We start from the raw sequence: 14157 nt of genomic DNA, 5'->3' as shown, positions 1-14157 counted from the left end.
CCGCCCCCCCCCTCGCCTCCTTCCCCTCCCCCCGCCTCGTCCCACCCGCCCCGTTTTCCCTGGTCGTCTTGCGCGCCGTCCTCGTTTCCCGGGTGGGGACGGTCGTCGACGCGAAGGCGTCGGCCGATGCTGCGCCACCTCCCCGGGGCGTGTCCCCATTTTCCGCCACCTGCTCTGAGCTGGGGATGTGACGGCAACACGCGTGACCGGGCGGCGGTAATCCGTTTCCGGTGGGGCAAAGTGGGGTAATGTGGGGCACGGCGGGACGAGGTGTCCTGCCGCGCGAAGCATCCGTCCGGCAGCGGGGAGGCGCCGAGTGTTCCTCGGTACCTACACCCCCAAGTTGGACGACAAGGGCCGGCTCACGCTGCCGGCGAAGTACCGAGACGAGCTGGCGGGAGGGTTGATGATCACGAAGGGGCAGGATCACAGCCTCACCGTGTTCCCTCGCGACGAGTTCGCCGCCTTGGCGGAACGCGCTGCGAGCGCCTCACGGAGCAACCCCCAGGCACGTGCGTTCCTGCGCAGCCTCGCTTCGGGAACGGACGAGCAGCGACCCGACTCGCAAGGCCGGATCACGCTGTCGGCCGCGCACCGCAGGTATGCCGGTCTCGCCAAGGACTGCGTCGTGATCGGCTCGGTCAGGTACCTCGAGATCTGGGACGCGACGGCATGGGAGACCTACCTTGCCGAACACGAAGAAGACTTCTCGGAAGCGAGAGACGAAGCACTACGCGACATCTTGTAACACCACGGCTCGGGTTGCGCGGCGAGTGCCGCGAGGCCTCTGCCCGATGTGCCGGCCCTGACGCACTTCCCCAGCGCCAGGTACGGACCGGAGGGCCCTGACGCACTTCCCCGGCGTCAGGTCTCTTCGGACTCGGACAGAGACCTCGAGGCATTCGCCGTCTTCCGTATCAACCCCGTGGCGACGAGCAGGGCATCGATACGAGCGACAGGCAGGCACGAGGCACACCACCGTCCACCCGACGAGTACCCCACAGACCGTAAGCGGCCCGAGCAGGATTTCCGGAGGACACATGGTGGACGGCGAGCACGACTCCGTCGATGGTGCGGATGAGGCCACCGGTGCCGATGTGACGTCCCCTGCGGAGTTCGGCCACGTCCCGGTCATGCTCGATCGAGCTGTCGAGATCCTCGGTCCGGCGATCGAGAGTGCCGGACCGGACGGCGAGGGCGCTGTCTTCGTCGACGCGACACTCGGTCTCGGCGGGCACTCCGAACACTTCCTGACGATCTATCCCGGTCTGCGGCTCGTGGGTCTCGACCGCGACCCCGACGCACTGGCGATCGCGCGCGAGCGGCTCGCGCGGTTCTCCGACCGCACCGACTTCGTCCATACCCGCTACGACGGGATCGCCGATGCGCTCGAGAGCGTCGGCCTCGACCGGTACGGTTCGGTCCACGCTGCTCTGTTCGATCTCGGTGTGTCCTCGATGCAGCTCGACGAAGCGGAGCGCGGCTTCGCGTACTCGAAGGACGCTCCGCTCGACATGCGGATGGATCCCACCACCGGCATCACCGCCGCGGATGTCCTCAACACCTACGGTCACGGCGATCTCGCCCGCATCCTGAGCACCTACGGCGAAGAACGGTTCGCCGGCAAGATCGCCTCCGAGATCGTGCGGACCCGGGCCAGGACGCCGTTCCGGACCAGCGGCGAACTCGTCGAACTGCTCTACCGCACGATCCCGGCCGCGACCCGTCGCACCGGTGGTCATCCGGCCAAGCGCACCTTCCAGGCGCTGCGTGTCGAGGTCAACGCCGAGCTCGACTCGCTGCGCGATGCGATCCCCGACGCTCTCGACGCCCTCGCCGTCGGCGGCCGGATCGTCTTCATGTCGTACCAGTCGCTCGAGGACAAGGTCGTCAAGCAGGAGCTGACGCCGCGTTCGAAGTCCCGCAGTCCCGAAGGGCTTCCGGTCGAACTGCCGGGCATGGGGCCGGAACTGCGCATCCTGACCCGCGGCGCCGAGCGGGCGACCGAGGACGAGATCGAGGCCAATCCACGTTCGGCGCCCGTCCGCCTGCGTGCTGCAGAACGAATCGCCAGGAGGTAACCGATGACCGTACAGGTGGCACCCTCGCAGCGCCGGCACTCGGGGCGATCGACGGCAGCGCAGCGTGCCTATCAGAGACGGTCTCAGCGCGCCGCGCAGCTCGGTGTCGAAACGGTCGAGACCCGCGGCCGGACGACGGGTGCCGGGCGTGTCCGCACCCGGATCCCGTTCGTCGCCACCATCATCGCCCTTCTCGGCGTGGGTATGGCCGTGACGTTGTTGCTCACCACCCGCGCGACCGAGGACTCCTACGAGCTGAGCGCGGCGCGTTCCCTCAACGAGGAGCTCGCGCAGAAGCGGGCGGTGCTGCAGCGCGACGTGGCGATGGCCGAGTCGGCTCCCGCCCTCGCGGTCGCCGCGGCGGAGCTGGGCATGATCCCCACCGGGCAGGTCGCGCGGATCGTGGTCGCGCCGGACGGTTCGGTGCAGGTGGTGGGCGATCCGGTCCCGGCCCAGGGTGCGCCGCCGGCTCCGCTCCGTCCGCCGGTCCGGGAGGACGCCCGCGTCCAGACCCCGCTGGCCGGCAGTGCCGGAGCGGAGACCCCGCGGCCGCTCGGTGACGTGAGCGAGGAGCCCCGGCCGCGCACCGAAACCGACGACACCCGGCGGGCCGCGCCGTCCGCCGACGGCCGGCCGGTCGGCGAGGAGCCGGCACCCGCCCCCGCACCGCAGGCTCCCGTGGGCGCCGTACCGGACGCCGACGGTGCCGCACCTGTGCCGCCCGCGGCGGGACGACCGGTACCCGTGACCGAACTGCCACAAGCCGAGGCGCCCCGCGCCGCGTCGCCCGAAGCGCCCGTCCAGGCCGTGCCGGCGGAACCCGAGGGCGGGCCTCGGTGAACAACCGCTCCACCCCCCGGCGTGCACCGCAACGACGTTCCACCCCGGCGACGCGCGGCGGACGCGCTCGGATGTCCGCGCCGCGCGACCGCACGCAACGTGACAGGACGAGCTTCACCTTCCGCAACAAGTGGGGCCGGATCGGCCTGTTCGGGGCGCTGGGCGTAGCGATCGCGCAGCTGCTGTCCGTGCAGCTCGTCCAGGCTCCCACGTTGTCCGCCGAAGCGGCGAGCCAGCGCACCACCCGGCTCGTCGAACCCGCGACCCGCGGCACCATCGCCGACCGCAACGGCGAACCGCTCGCCTACACCATGGAGGCGAAGGCGCTGACCTTCCAGCCCGTGCGGGTCCGCAAGGAACTCGAGGAGGAACGCGCGAAGGATCCGACCCGGCCGGAGGTCTCGGACTATCTCGAGGGTGTGGCCTCGGCCGTTCACGACGCGCTCGGCGCCGCGGCGCCCGAGAAGGATGTGCTCGAGATGCTCGAGAGTGACGAGACCTTCGTCTACCTCGCCCGAGGCGTCGATCCGGGGGTCGCGGCGGCGATCGTCGACGAGTACGGCAAGGTCGGAACCGAACGTCAGGACATCCGCCTGTACCCGGGTGGTTCCCTCGCCGCCAACCTCGTCGGGGCTACCGGCTGGGACGGACACGGCCTGATCGGGCTCGAAGCATCGATGGACGCCGTGCTGGCGGGCACCGACGGTTCGTCGACCTACGACCGCGGTTCCGACGGTGCCGTGATCCCCGGCAGCTGGCGCGACCGGCAGCCGGCGGTCGACGGTTCGTCCGTCGAGCTCACGATCGACAACGACCTGCAGTACCACGTGCAGCAGGAGGTACAACGCGCGAAGGATCTGTCCGGCGCGAAGAACGCCTCCGCCGTGGTGCTCGACGCGCACACCGGCGAAGTGCTCGCCATGTCCAACGACGGCACCTTCGACCCGTCGATCGGTGTCGCGAACAACCCGCCCGATGCGGAACAGGGCAATCTCGCGGTCAGTTCGCCGTTCGAACCCGGATCCGTGAACAAGATCATCACTGCCGCAGCGGCGATCGAGGACGGGCTCACGCGGCCCGACGAGGTCCTGCAGGTCCCCGGAACGATCACGATGGCCGGCGCGACCGTCAAGGACGCCTGGGATCACGGGGTCGTGCCGTACACCACCACCGGTGTGTTCGGGAAGTCGTCGAACGTCGGGACGCTCATGCTCGCCGAGCGGATCGGCGAGGACCGCTTCGCCGAGATGTTGCGACTGTTCGGACTCGGGCAGCGCACCGATGTCGGCCTGCCCGGCGAATCGTCCGGGCTGCTGCCCAGCCGCGAACAGTGGTCGGGTGGCACCTTCGCGAATCTGCCCATCGGCCAGGGCCTGTCGATGACCCTGCTGCAGATGAGCGCGATCTACCAGACCATCGCGAACGACGGCGAGCGTGTCCCGCCGCGGGTCGTGCGCGCGACGATCGCGCCCGACGGCAGCCGCACCGAGACGCCCCGCCCGGATCCGGTGCGCGTGGTGAGCCCGCAGACCGCCGCGACCGTGCGCGACATGTTCCGCTCCGTCGTCCAGGCCGATACCGGCAACCAGCAGGGCACCGGCACGGGCGCCGCGATCGAGGGCTACCGCATCTCCGGCAAGACCGGCACCGCCCAGCAGATCGACCAGAACTGCAAGTGCTACTCGAACTCCGACTACTGGATCACCTTCGCCGGTATCGCGCCGTCCGACGACCCACGCTACGTCGTCGGCATCATGCTCGACGCCCCGACCCGCAGTTCCGACGGTAGTGGCGGCCAGTCGGCCGCGCCGCTGTTCCGCACCATCGCGTCGTGGTTGTTGCAGCGCGACGGTGTGCCGTTGTCGGCCGAACCGGAGAGCAAGCTGATCCTTCAGGTCGACTGATCACGCGACCACGCGGCCTCGGTACGCTGACACGTCGGTAACGTGACACGACGGTCGTCGCCGAGACCGCAGAACGGGAACGAACCCGGGAACATCCGTCGGAATGCCTGCAGACGAGCTGCAGCGAAGCGAGAGGAAACTGGTGCCTGTGCCATCGAGTCCGGATCCGTCTCCTCCGGAGGAGGGACGGAGACCCGAGCACCCACCGATGACGCAGATCTCGGTCCTCGCCGACGCCATCGGGGCGCGCGTGGAAATCGTGAACCCCGGGGCCGGAGAGGACACGGCCGGCAGGGTCGCGGTCACCGGCATCGACCTCCGTGCCCAGGGCATCCGCCCGGGCGACGTCTTCGCGGCGCTGCCCGGCGCGAAGACCCACGGTGCCTCCTTCGCCGGCACCGCACTCGAACGCGGAGCCGTCGCCGTGCTGACCGACGAGGCCGGCCGCGATCTCGTCGCCGAGGCCACCTCGGATCCGGTCGCGGTCCTCGTCCATCCCGAGCCGCGTGCCGCCCTCGGGGCGGCGTCGGCCACCGTCTACGGCCACCCCTCCCGGAGCATGCAGGTCATCGGCATCACGGGCACGTCCGGTAAGACCACGACGTCCTATCTCGTCGAGGCCGGCCTGGTCGCGGCCGGACGCGTCGTAGGTCTCGTCGGCACCGTGGAGACCCGGATCGAGGGGATCCGCGTGCCGAGCACCCTCACGACCCCCGAGGCGCCGCAGCTGCACGCCCTGTTCGCCGTCATGCGCGAACGCGGTGTCGACACGGTGGTGATGGAAGTCTCCAGCCACGCCCTCGCACTCGGTCGCGTCGATGCCACCGAGTTCGCCGTCGGTGGGTTCACCAACCTGTCCCAGGACCATCTCGACTTCCACAAGGACCTCGACGACTACTTCGGCGCCAAGGCCCGGCTGTTCGCCGAGGACTCGCCGGTCCGGGCCCGCCGCGCGGTGGTGTGCACCGACGACGTGTGGGGACGCCGTATGGCCGAGGTCGCGCGCGCCGGGCGCGACGACGCGACCGCGGTCCGCACCGTCGGTGGTGAGGGTGCTGCCGGTACCGCCGCTGCCGACTGGACCGTCACCGACGAGGTCCCCGACGAGACGGGTGTGCAGCAGTTCACCCTGACCGGTCCGGACGGGATCGCCCGCCGCGCCACCGTCGGCCTGCCGGGCCGCTACAACGTCACCAACGCCGCCCTCGCCGTAGCGCTCTGCGCCGAGGTGGGTGCCGACATCGACGCCGCGATCCGCGGTATCGCCGACGTCGCGGTGCCCGGCCGGGTCGAACGGGTCGAACGCGGACAGGACTTCCTCGCCGTCGTCGACTACGCCCACAAGCCCGCCGCCCTCGACGCGGTCATCGGCACCCTGCGCGCCGCGACCGAGGGACGCATCGCCGTCGTCGTCGGTGCGGGCGGCGACCGCGACCGGACGAAGCGGCCGATCATGGGCGAGGTTGCGGCGCGGGCCGCCGATCTGGTGGTCGTGACCGACGACAACCCACGAACCGAGAACCCCGCTGCCATCCGCGCTGCCGTCCTCGACGGTGCGCACTCCGTGCCGGCCGCCGAACGCGGCGAGATCCTCGAGATCGGCGACCGCGCCGCGGCGATCGACGCCGCGGTCGCGTGGGCCCGTCCGGGCGACGTCGTCCTCGTCGCCGGCAAGGGCCACGAGACGGGGCAGGAGATCGAGGGAGTGAAGCATCCCTTCGACGACCGCGAGGTCCTCGGCGCAGCTCTCGACAAGTACCGGACCGCAGGACCCGACGGTCACCATCCGCCGGCTGCGGGCGGTTCGCATCACGGAGGCAAGGCATGATCCCGATGACACTGGCTCGGATCGCGGAGGTCGTCGGGGGCACCCTGCACGACGTCGACGATCCGTCCGCCGAGGTGACCGGTTCCGTCGAGTTCGACTCGCGACGGATCGGTCCCGGCGGCCTGTTCCTGGCGTTGCCCGGTGCGCGCTCGGACGGCCACGATCACGCCGCGGCCGCCGTCGCCGCCGGTGCGGTGGCGGTCCTGGCCGCACGGCCGGTGGGTGTGCCCGCGATCGTCGTGCCGCCGATTCCGCCGACCGAGACCAACGCCCTCGCGCTCGAACACGACAGCGACGGATCCGGCGCGGCCGTGCTCGCCGGCCTCGCGAAGCTCGCCCGCACCGTGGTGGATACGCTCACGGACGCCGGCCTCACCGTCGTCGGTGTCACCGGTTCGGCGGGCAAGACGTCCACGAAGGACATGATCGCCGCCGTGCTCGCACCGCTCGGTGAGGTCGTCGCCCCGCCCGGATCGTTCAACAACGAACTCGGCCACCCGTGGACCGCCCTGCGCGCCACCGCATCCACTCGCTTCCTCGTCCTCGAGAAGTCGGCACGCGGCCCCGGGCACATCGCGGCCCTGGCCCGCATCGCCCCGCCGCGGATCGGTGTCGTGCTCAACGTCGGCACCGCCCACCTCGGTGAGTTCGGCTCCCAGGAGGTCATCGCCGAGACCAAGGGCGAACTCGTCGAGGCCCTGCCCAGCGCCGCCGACGGGGGAGTCGCGATCCTCAACGCCGACGACACCCTCGTGTCGAAGATGGCGACCCGCACCACCGGTCGCGTCGTGACCGTCGGAACCGGTTCCGGCGCTGCCTACCGCGCCGAGGACATCCACCTCGACGATCAGGCGCGCGCCTCGTTCACCGCCGTCGTTCCCGGCGTCGACGGGCAGGAACAGCGCGTGCCCGTGCGCTTGGCCGTCCACGGCGAACATCAGATCGGCAACGCCCTGTCGGCGATCGCCGTCGCCGTGGAATGCGGTGCGACGGTCCGGCAGGCCGCCGAGGCGCTCGCCACGGCGGGTCCCGTCTCGGCCCACCGCATGGCCGTGCAGACCCGATCCGACGGGGTGACCGTCATCGACGATGCCTACAACGCCAACCCCGACTCGATGCGAGCGGCGGTGAAGGCCCTGGTCACGATGGCGCGGTCGGGCCCCGATCGCCGACGCACCTTCGCGGTGCTGGGGGAGATGGCCGAACTCGGTGAGGACGCCGTCGTCGCCCACGACGCCATCGGACGGCTCGCGGTCCGCCTCGACGTCACCCGAATCGTCGCCGTCGGGGCCACGCGACCGGTCCGGGGTCTGTTCCAGGGGGCAGTGATGGAAGGATCGTGGGGTGAGGAAGCGAGCCACGTACCCGATGCCGACGCCGCGATCGCGTTGCTGCGCGACGAACTGCAGCCGGGCGACATCGTGCTGGTGAAGGCATCGCAGTCCGTGGGGCTGTGGACCGTCGCCGAGGCCGTCCTCGCGGACGATCCGGCCGGTACCGGAAACGACGACGCTGCTGTGGGGACGGAGGACGCCCGGTGAGACAGATCCTGTTCGCGGCGGGCATCGCGCTCGCAGTCTCGATCCTGCTCACCCCCGTCCTGATCAAGATGTTCTCCCGGCAGGGCTTCGGGCAGGAGATCCGGGTCGAGGGCCCGCAGAGCCATCAGTCCAAGCGCGGCACCCCGACCATGGGCGGCGTCGCCATCCTCGCCGGCCTGTGGGCCGGCTACTGGGGATCGCATCTCATCGGGATGGGATACGACGCCGAAGGTCCTACCGCCTCGGGTCTGCTCGTGCTCGGCCTGACCACGGCGCTCGGCGGCGTCGGATTCCTCGACGACTTCATCAAGATCCGCAAGCAGCGCAACCTGGGCCTGAACAAGACCGCCAAGTTGGTGGGCCAGCTCGTCGTCGCGGTGGCCTTCGGCATCCTCGCCCTGCAGTTCCGCAATGCGGACGGCCTCACCCCGGCCAGCACCGATCTGTCCTATGTGCGCGACATCGCCACGGTCTCGATGGGTTCGATCGTCTTCATCCTGTTCGTGTACCTGCTGGTCAGCGCGTGGTCGAACGCCGTGAACCTCACCGACGGCCTCGACGGCCTCGCCGCCGGTTCCATGGCGCTGGTGCTCGGCGCCTACGTCATCATCACCTTCTGGCAGTACCGCAACGCGTGCGCAGTGGAGCCGACCGCCGGCTGCTACGACGTCCGCGACCCGCTCGACCTCGCGTTGCTGTGCGCCGCCGGTGCCGCTGCCTGCATCGGCTTCCTGTGGTGGAACGCCGCGCCCGCCAAGATCTTCATGGGCGACACCGGCTCGCTCGCCCTCGGCGGCATGCTCGCCGGCCTGTCCATCACCACCCGCACCGAGTTGCTCATGGTGGTCATCGGAGCGCTCTTCGTCACGGAGGCCGCGTCGGTGGTCATCCAGGTCGCGGTGTTCCGATCCAGCCGCAGGCGGGTGTTCAGGATGGCGCCCTTCCACCACCACTTCGAACTCGGCGGATGGGCCGAGACGACGGTGATCATCCGGTTCTGGCTGCTCGCCGCCATCGCCTCGGCCATCGGCCTCGCACTGTTCTACAGCGAGTACCTCGCGGCGATCGGGGACTGACATGACCGACGAACTCGAACGGCTCAGAGGGCGGTCGGTGCTCGTCGCCGGAGCAGGAGTGTCCGGCCGCGCGACGATCGAACCGCTCACCGACCTCGGTGCCCACGTCACCGTCACCGACCGCGACGAGCGGGCACTGGCCGAGTGCGCGGCCCTCGGCGCGCGGACGGTCGACCTCGACACGCTCGTCGACGACTCCGCTGCGCTGCGCGAATTCGCCCTGGTCGTCACGAGTCCCGGATTTCCGCCCGACGCGCCGTTGCTGTCGCGGGCGGCCGGGGCCGCGGTGCCCATCTGGGGCGACATCGAACTGTCCTGGCGCATCGACCGCGCCGAGATCTACGGACCGGCCCGGCGGTGGCTGGTGGTCACCGGGACGAACGGCAAGACCACCACCACCACGATGGTGCACGCGATTCTCGAGGCCGCAGGTCGCAGCAGTGTCGCGTGCGGCAACATCGGTCTCCCCGTGCTCGACGCCCTGCGCCGCGACGACCCGCGCGCCGACGTCCTCGCCGTGGAGTTGTCGTCCTTCCAGCTGCACTGGGCGCCATCGGTGCGACCCGACGCCGGTGTCGTGCTCAACATCGCCGAGGACCATCTCGACTGGCACGGCGGGATCGAGAACTACATCGAGGCCAAACTCGGGGCTCTCACCGGTGCCGTCGGGGTCCTCGGCCTCGACGATCCGATCGCCGGTGGTCTCCTGGATCGTTCCCGGGCTGTGGTCACCGTGGGTTTCACGCTGGGGTACCCCCAGGAGGGCGAACTCGGCATCAGCGGAGAACTGCTGGTCGACCGGGCGTTCGCGGATTCCGCCGTGCTGGCCCGAGTCGACGACGTGACGCCCCCCGGCCCTGCCGGACTGTCCGATGCCCTCGCGGCCGCCGCCCTCGCACGGGCGATCGACGTGCCCGAGTCGGCGGTACACGACGGTCTGCGACGGCACCGCGTGGGGCCGCACCGCGCCGCGCCGGTCGGGCAGGTCGACGGTGTCGACTACATCGACGATTCGAAGGCGACCAACCCGCATGCGGCCCGCAGTTCGCTCCTCGCGCGCGACCGCGTGGTGTGGATCGCCGGTGGTCTGCTCAAGGGTGCCCGCGTGGACGACCTGGTCGCCGAGGTGGCGCCGCGGCTGTCCGGAGCCGTGCTGCTCGGCCGCGATGCCGGCGACATCGCCGAGGCGCTGACGCGACACGCCCCGCAGGTCCCGGTCGTCGTGGTGGACACGAGCGACGATGAAGCGATGACCGATGCGACGAGCGAGACCGACACGCCTCCGGTGACGAGGATCGTGGCGCCGGGCGCCGACGGACCCACCGCGATGCGCGTGGCGGTCCGGGAAGCGGCCGCTCTCGCCTCGGCGGGAGAGACGGTGCTGCTCGCGCCGGCTGCGGCGTCGCTCGACATGTTCGCCGATTACGCGGAACGCGGCCGGAGCTTCGCGTCCGCAGTCGAGGAACTCCGCGGGGGCGGGACGCACAGGTGACCTCTCGGGCAGGCGCGACTCGGTCGGGGGCGAGCTCCGACGATCCGGTGGTGGGAGCCCGCGGCCGGTTCGGAGCCTGGTTGGCGCGGCCGCTCGCGTCCTTCCACCTCGTGGTGACGATCGCCGTGTTGCTCACCGTGCTCGGACTCGTCATGGTCCTGTCGTCGTCGAGCGTGGGTGCGGTGGCCGCGGCGGGGTCGGCCTACGGGTTGTTCACCTCGCAGTTGATCTTCGCCGCCCTCGGCATGGTGATCTTCTACATCGCGCTGCAGATCCCGGTGCGTCTGATGAGACGGTTCGCCTTCCCCGCGTTCGCGTTCTCGGTCGTGCTGCTGGTGCTCGTGCTCATCCCCGGCATCGGCACCCTCTCCCAGGGCACCCGGGGCTGGTTCGTCATCGCCGGCATCTCGCTGCAGCCGGCCGAGATCGCCAAGATCACCCTCGCGGTGTGGGGCGCGCACCTGCTGGCCTCGCGCCGCGGCGAGAACTCCACCCTCCGCGAGATGCTCGTCCCGCTCGTCCCGGCGGCCCTGCTCGTGACCGGCCTGATCGTGCTGCAGCCCGACCTCGGCACCACCGTCTCGATCGTGATCATCGTGCTGGCCCTGCTGTGGTTCGCGGGCCTGCCCCTCAAGGTGTTCCTCGGCATCGTCGGCACCGCCGGCACGCTCGCGGTGATCCTGGCCCTGACGGCCGGTTACCGCTCGCAGCGCGTGCGGGCCTTCTTCAATCCCGGCGACGACCCCCAGGGCGCCGGTTACCAGGCGCGACAGGCGAAGTTCTCCCTCGCGGACGGCGGCCTGTGGGGTCGCGGGCTCGGCCAGAGCCGCGCGAAGTGGAGCTATCTTCCCAACGCCCACAACGACTTCATCTTCGCGATCATCGGCGAGGAACTCGGCTTCCTCGGCGGGGTGGCCGTCATCGGCCTGTTCGGACTGTTCGCCTATGTCGGACTGCGCATCGCGATGCGCTCGGCCGATCCCTTCCTGCGTCTGTTCACCGCGACGGCGACGACGTGGATCATCGGTCAGGCGTTCATCAACATCGGTTACGTCGTGGGGCTTCTGCCCGTGACCGGTCTGCAGTTGCCGCTCGTGTCGGCCGGTGGCACGTCGACGGCCACTACCCTGCTGATGTTCGGGCTGATCGCGAACGCGGCCAGACACGAACCCGAGGCGATCGCCGCGCTGCATGCGGGGCAGGACGGCCGGTTCGCGCGATTGCTGCGCCTGCGCAAGCCGGAGGCGTACCGGCCCGGTCGCAGACCGGCGCGTACGGCCGCAGCGCGGCAGCCGCGAGCGCGGGTCGCGGTGCCCGAGCGGGCCGCTCCCGCAGCGTCGGGTGGTAGAGGGTCGCGCACGCGGCAGCCTCAGGCGCCGAACGAACGGCAACGTGGAGCGGCGCAGGACCGTCGGGCGTCCGCGGGTCGCGCGCAACCGACGGACGGAACCGGCCGGGCCCGGCGCGCGCAACCCGCGCGGGAACCGGCCCGCGGCCGGCAGCAGACGAACCGCACGACACGCGGATCGAACGGACGAAGCGGAGAGCGAGGGAACCGTAGGTGAGTGGGGAGAGGCCGGCACTGTCGGTGGTGGTGGCCGGAGGTGGTACGGCCGGGCATATCGAACCGGCGCTCGCGGTGGCCGATGCCGTCCGCGCACTCGTGCCCGATGCGCGGATCACGGCGCTCGGCACCGAGCGCGGACTCGAGACGACCCTGGTGCCGCGACGCGGCTACCCACTCGAACTCGTCCCGCCCGTGCCGCTGCCCCGCAAGCCGACGGTGGACCTGCTGAAGCTGCCGGCCCGGGTCGTCGCGTCGGTGCGCCGCACCCGGCAGATCCTCGACGAGGTCGACGCGGATGTCGTCGTCGGTTTCGGTGGATATGTGGCGTTGCCCGCCTACCTCGCGGCGGAGGCCGGTCCGCTGCGTCGACGCCGTCGCATCCCCGTGATCGTCCACGAGGCCAATGCGAGCGCGGGTATCGCCAACAGGATCGGAGCCCTGAGGGCGGAACGCGTGCTCGCCGCCGTCCCGAACTCGGGAATCGTCCGGCGCGGTGACGCGCAGATCGTGGGGATCCCGGTCCGCTCGTCCATCACCGGTCTCGACCGCGCCGGTCTGCGCGGGGAGGCACGGCGGCACTTCGGTCTGCCCGACGATGTGCCCGTCCTGCTCGTGTTCGGTGGCTCGCAGGGGGCGCGGTCACTGAACGAGGCCGTGTCCGGAGCGTCCGCCGCGCTCGCGGAGGCCGGCATCGCCGTACTGCACGCGCACGGACCGAAGAACACCGTCGACATCCCCGCCCATCCCGGCCACGTCCGGGCGCCGTACGTCGCCGTGCCCTATCTCGAACGGATGGACCTCGCGTACTCGGCGGCCGACGCGGTGGTGTGCCGATCCGGGGCCATGACGGTCGCGGAGGTGTCCGCGGTGGGTCTGCCCGCGGTGTACGTGCCGCTCCCGCACGGGAACGGCGAACAGGAACTCAACGCCCGTCCGGTCGTCGCGGCGGGCGGCGGAACGATCGTCGCGGACGGCGACCTGAATTCCGATTATGTCGCGACGGACGTGGTGTCGTTGCTCGGCGACGAGCGCAGACTCGTGGAGATGGGGCGCAGCGCCGCGGCCGCCGGTCATCGCAGTGCCGCGGACGAGTTGGCGCGCATAGTGCTCGAGGTTGCCGGAGCGGAACCGAACAGGAGTGAACGATGAGCGCGCAGTTGCCCGCCGAACTCGAGCGGGTGCACATGGTCGGTATCGGTGGCGCCGGGATGTCGGGCATCGCCCGGATCCTGCTCGCGCGCGGGGGACAGGTGTCGGGTTCCGACGCGAAGGAGAGCCGCGGTGTGCTCGCCCTGCGGGCGCGGGGCGCGCAGGTCCGCATCGGGCACGCCGCCGAAGCTCTCGACCTGCTCGACGGCGGTCCCACGGCCCTGGTCACGACGTTCGCCGCGATCCCGCAGGACAATCCCGAACTCGTTGCCGCCCGCGAGCGGGGGATCCCGATCCTGTTGCGCCCCACGGTCCTCGCTTCCCTGATGCGCGGACACCGTACCTTCCTGGTCTCGGGCACACACGGCAAGACCTCGACGACGTCGATGCTCGTCGTCGCGCTGCAGCACTGCGGCTTCGATCCGTCTTTCGCGGTGGGCGGTGAACTCAACGAGTCCGGGACCAACGCGCACCACGGCAGCGGGGACGTCTTCGTCGCCGAAGCCGACGAGAGCGACGGTTCGCTGCTGCAGTACGACCCGAACACCGTCATCGTCACGAACATCGAGGCGGATCACCTCGACTATTTCGGGACGCCGGAGGCGTACACGGCGGTCTTCGACGAGTTCGTCTCCCGCATCGCGCCCGGTGGTCTGCTGGTCGTGTGCCTCGACGACCC

Annotated in this window: 11 protein-coding genes; all 11 read left to right on the top strand. The window is 70.7% G+C overall.

Annotation, left to right across the window (positions count from 1 at the left end; translation table 11 throughout):
* Positions 1–316: 316 nt before the first annotated feature.
* Positions 317–748, top strand: a complete 432-nt coding sequence (gene mraZ, locus A8G18_RS21460) for a division/cell wall cluster transcriptional repressor MraZ (protein ID WP_064065471.1) — start codon at positions 317–319, stop codon at positions 746–748.
* Between the two features lie 292 nt (positions 749–1040).
* Positions 1041–2081, top strand: a complete 1041-nt coding sequence (gene rsmH / locus A8G18_RS21455; RefSeq protein ID WP_064065470.1) for a 16S rRNA (cytosine(1402)-N(4))-methyltransferase RsmH — start codon at positions 1041–1043, stop codon at positions 2079–2081.
* Between the two features lie 3 nt (positions 2082–2084).
* Positions 2085–2921 carry a cell division protein FtsL gene (ftsL, locus tag A8G18_RS21450; RefSeq protein ID WP_064065469.1) on the top strand — a complete coding sequence of 279 codons (837 nt, stop codon included), beginning with the start codon at positions 2085–2087 and terminating at the stop codon, positions 2919–2921.
* Positions 2922–2992: 71 nt separating this feature from the next.
* Complete coding sequence (locus A8G18_RS21445) at positions 2993–4825, top strand: peptidoglycan D,D-transpeptidase FtsI family protein (RefSeq protein WP_064065468.1); 1833 nt, start codon at positions 2993–2995, stop codon at positions 4823–4825.
* Between the two features lie 208 nt (positions 4826–5033).
* Complete coding sequence (locus A8G18_RS21440; protein ID WP_064065467.1) at positions 5034–6653, top strand: UDP-N-acetylmuramoyl-L-alanyl-D-glutamate--2,6-diaminopimelate ligase; 1620 nt, start codon at positions 5034–5036, stop codon at positions 6651–6653.
* On the top strand, positions 6650–8194 hold the full coding sequence (locus A8G18_RS21435) for a UDP-N-acetylmuramoyl-tripeptide--D-alanyl-D-alanine ligase (protein ID WP_064065466.1): 1545 nt from the start codon (positions 6650–6652) through the stop codon (positions 8192–8194). Before A8G18_RS21440 ends, A8G18_RS21435 begins: the two co-directional genes overlap by 4 nt.
* Positions 8191–9270: a phospho-N-acetylmuramoyl-pentapeptide-transferase gene (gene mraY, locus A8G18_RS21430; protein ID WP_016933866.1), complete on the top strand. Its 1080-nt coding sequence runs from the start codon at positions 8191–8193 to the stop codon at positions 9268–9270. The genes A8G18_RS21435 and mraY overlap by 4 nt, the downstream gene beginning before the upstream one ends.
* A gap of 1 nt (position 9271) precedes the next feature.
* Complete coding sequence (gene murD / locus A8G18_RS21425; protein ID WP_064065465.1) at positions 9272–10762, top strand: UDP-N-acetylmuramoyl-L-alanine--D-glutamate ligase; 1491 nt, start codon at positions 9272–9274, stop codon at positions 10760–10762.
* Complete coding sequence (ftsW, locus tag A8G18_RS21420; RefSeq protein ID WP_084422031.1) at positions 10759–12327, top strand: putative lipid II flippase FtsW; 1569 nt, start codon at positions 10759–10761, stop codon at positions 12325–12327. The genes murD and ftsW overlap by 4 nt, the downstream gene beginning before the upstream one ends.
* Positions 12324–13478 (top strand): undecaprenyldiphospho-muramoylpentapeptide beta-N-acetylglucosaminyltransferase, encoded by a 1155-nt coding sequence (murG, locus tag A8G18_RS21415; RefSeq protein WP_064065463.1) that lies wholly within the window; start codon positions 12324–12326, stop codon positions 13476–13478. Before ftsW ends, murG begins: the two co-directional genes overlap by 4 nt.
* A partial coding sequence (locus A8G18_RS21410) for a UDP-N-acetylmuramate--L-alanine ligase (protein WP_245207988.1) occupies positions 13475–14157 on the top strand: 683 nt, incomplete at its 3' end. The genes murG and A8G18_RS21410, both read left to right, overlap by 4 nt.

Source organism: Rhodococcus gordoniae, from assembly GCF_001646655.1.
In the GTDB taxonomy this organism is placed as follows: Bacteria; Actinomycetota; Actinomycetes; order Mycobacteriales; family Mycobacteriaceae; genus Rhodococcus; species Rhodococcus gordoniae.
Note: the sequence above shows the minus strand (reverse complement) of the source record. Positions and strands in the feature narration are given on the sequence as shown.

Bases quoted from the DNA above. Each gene is read 5' to 3' on its own strand.
- murD (WP_064065465.1), top strand. From the start codon at position 9,272: ATGACCGACGAACTCGAACGGCTCAGAGGGCGGTCGGTGCTCGTCGCC.
- A8G18_RS21435 (WP_064065466.1), top strand. From the start codon at position 6,650: ATGATCCCGATGACACTGGCTCGGATCGCGGAGGTCGTCGGGGGCACC.
- A8G18_RS21440 (WP_064065467.1), top strand. From the start codon at position 5,034: ATGACGCAGATCTCGGTCCTCGCCGACGCCATCGGGGCGCGCGTGGAA.
- ftsL (WP_064065469.1), top strand. From the start codon at position 2,085: ATGACCGTACAGGTGGCACCCTCGCAGCGCCGGCACTCGGGGCGATCG.
- A8G18_RS21445 (WP_064065468.1), top strand. From the start codon at position 2,993: ATGTCCGCGCCGCGCGACCGCACGCAACGTGACAGGACGAGCTTCACC.
- rsmH (WP_064065470.1), top strand. From the start codon at position 1,041: ATGGTGGACGGCGAGCACGACTCCGTCGATGGTGCGGATGAGGCCACC.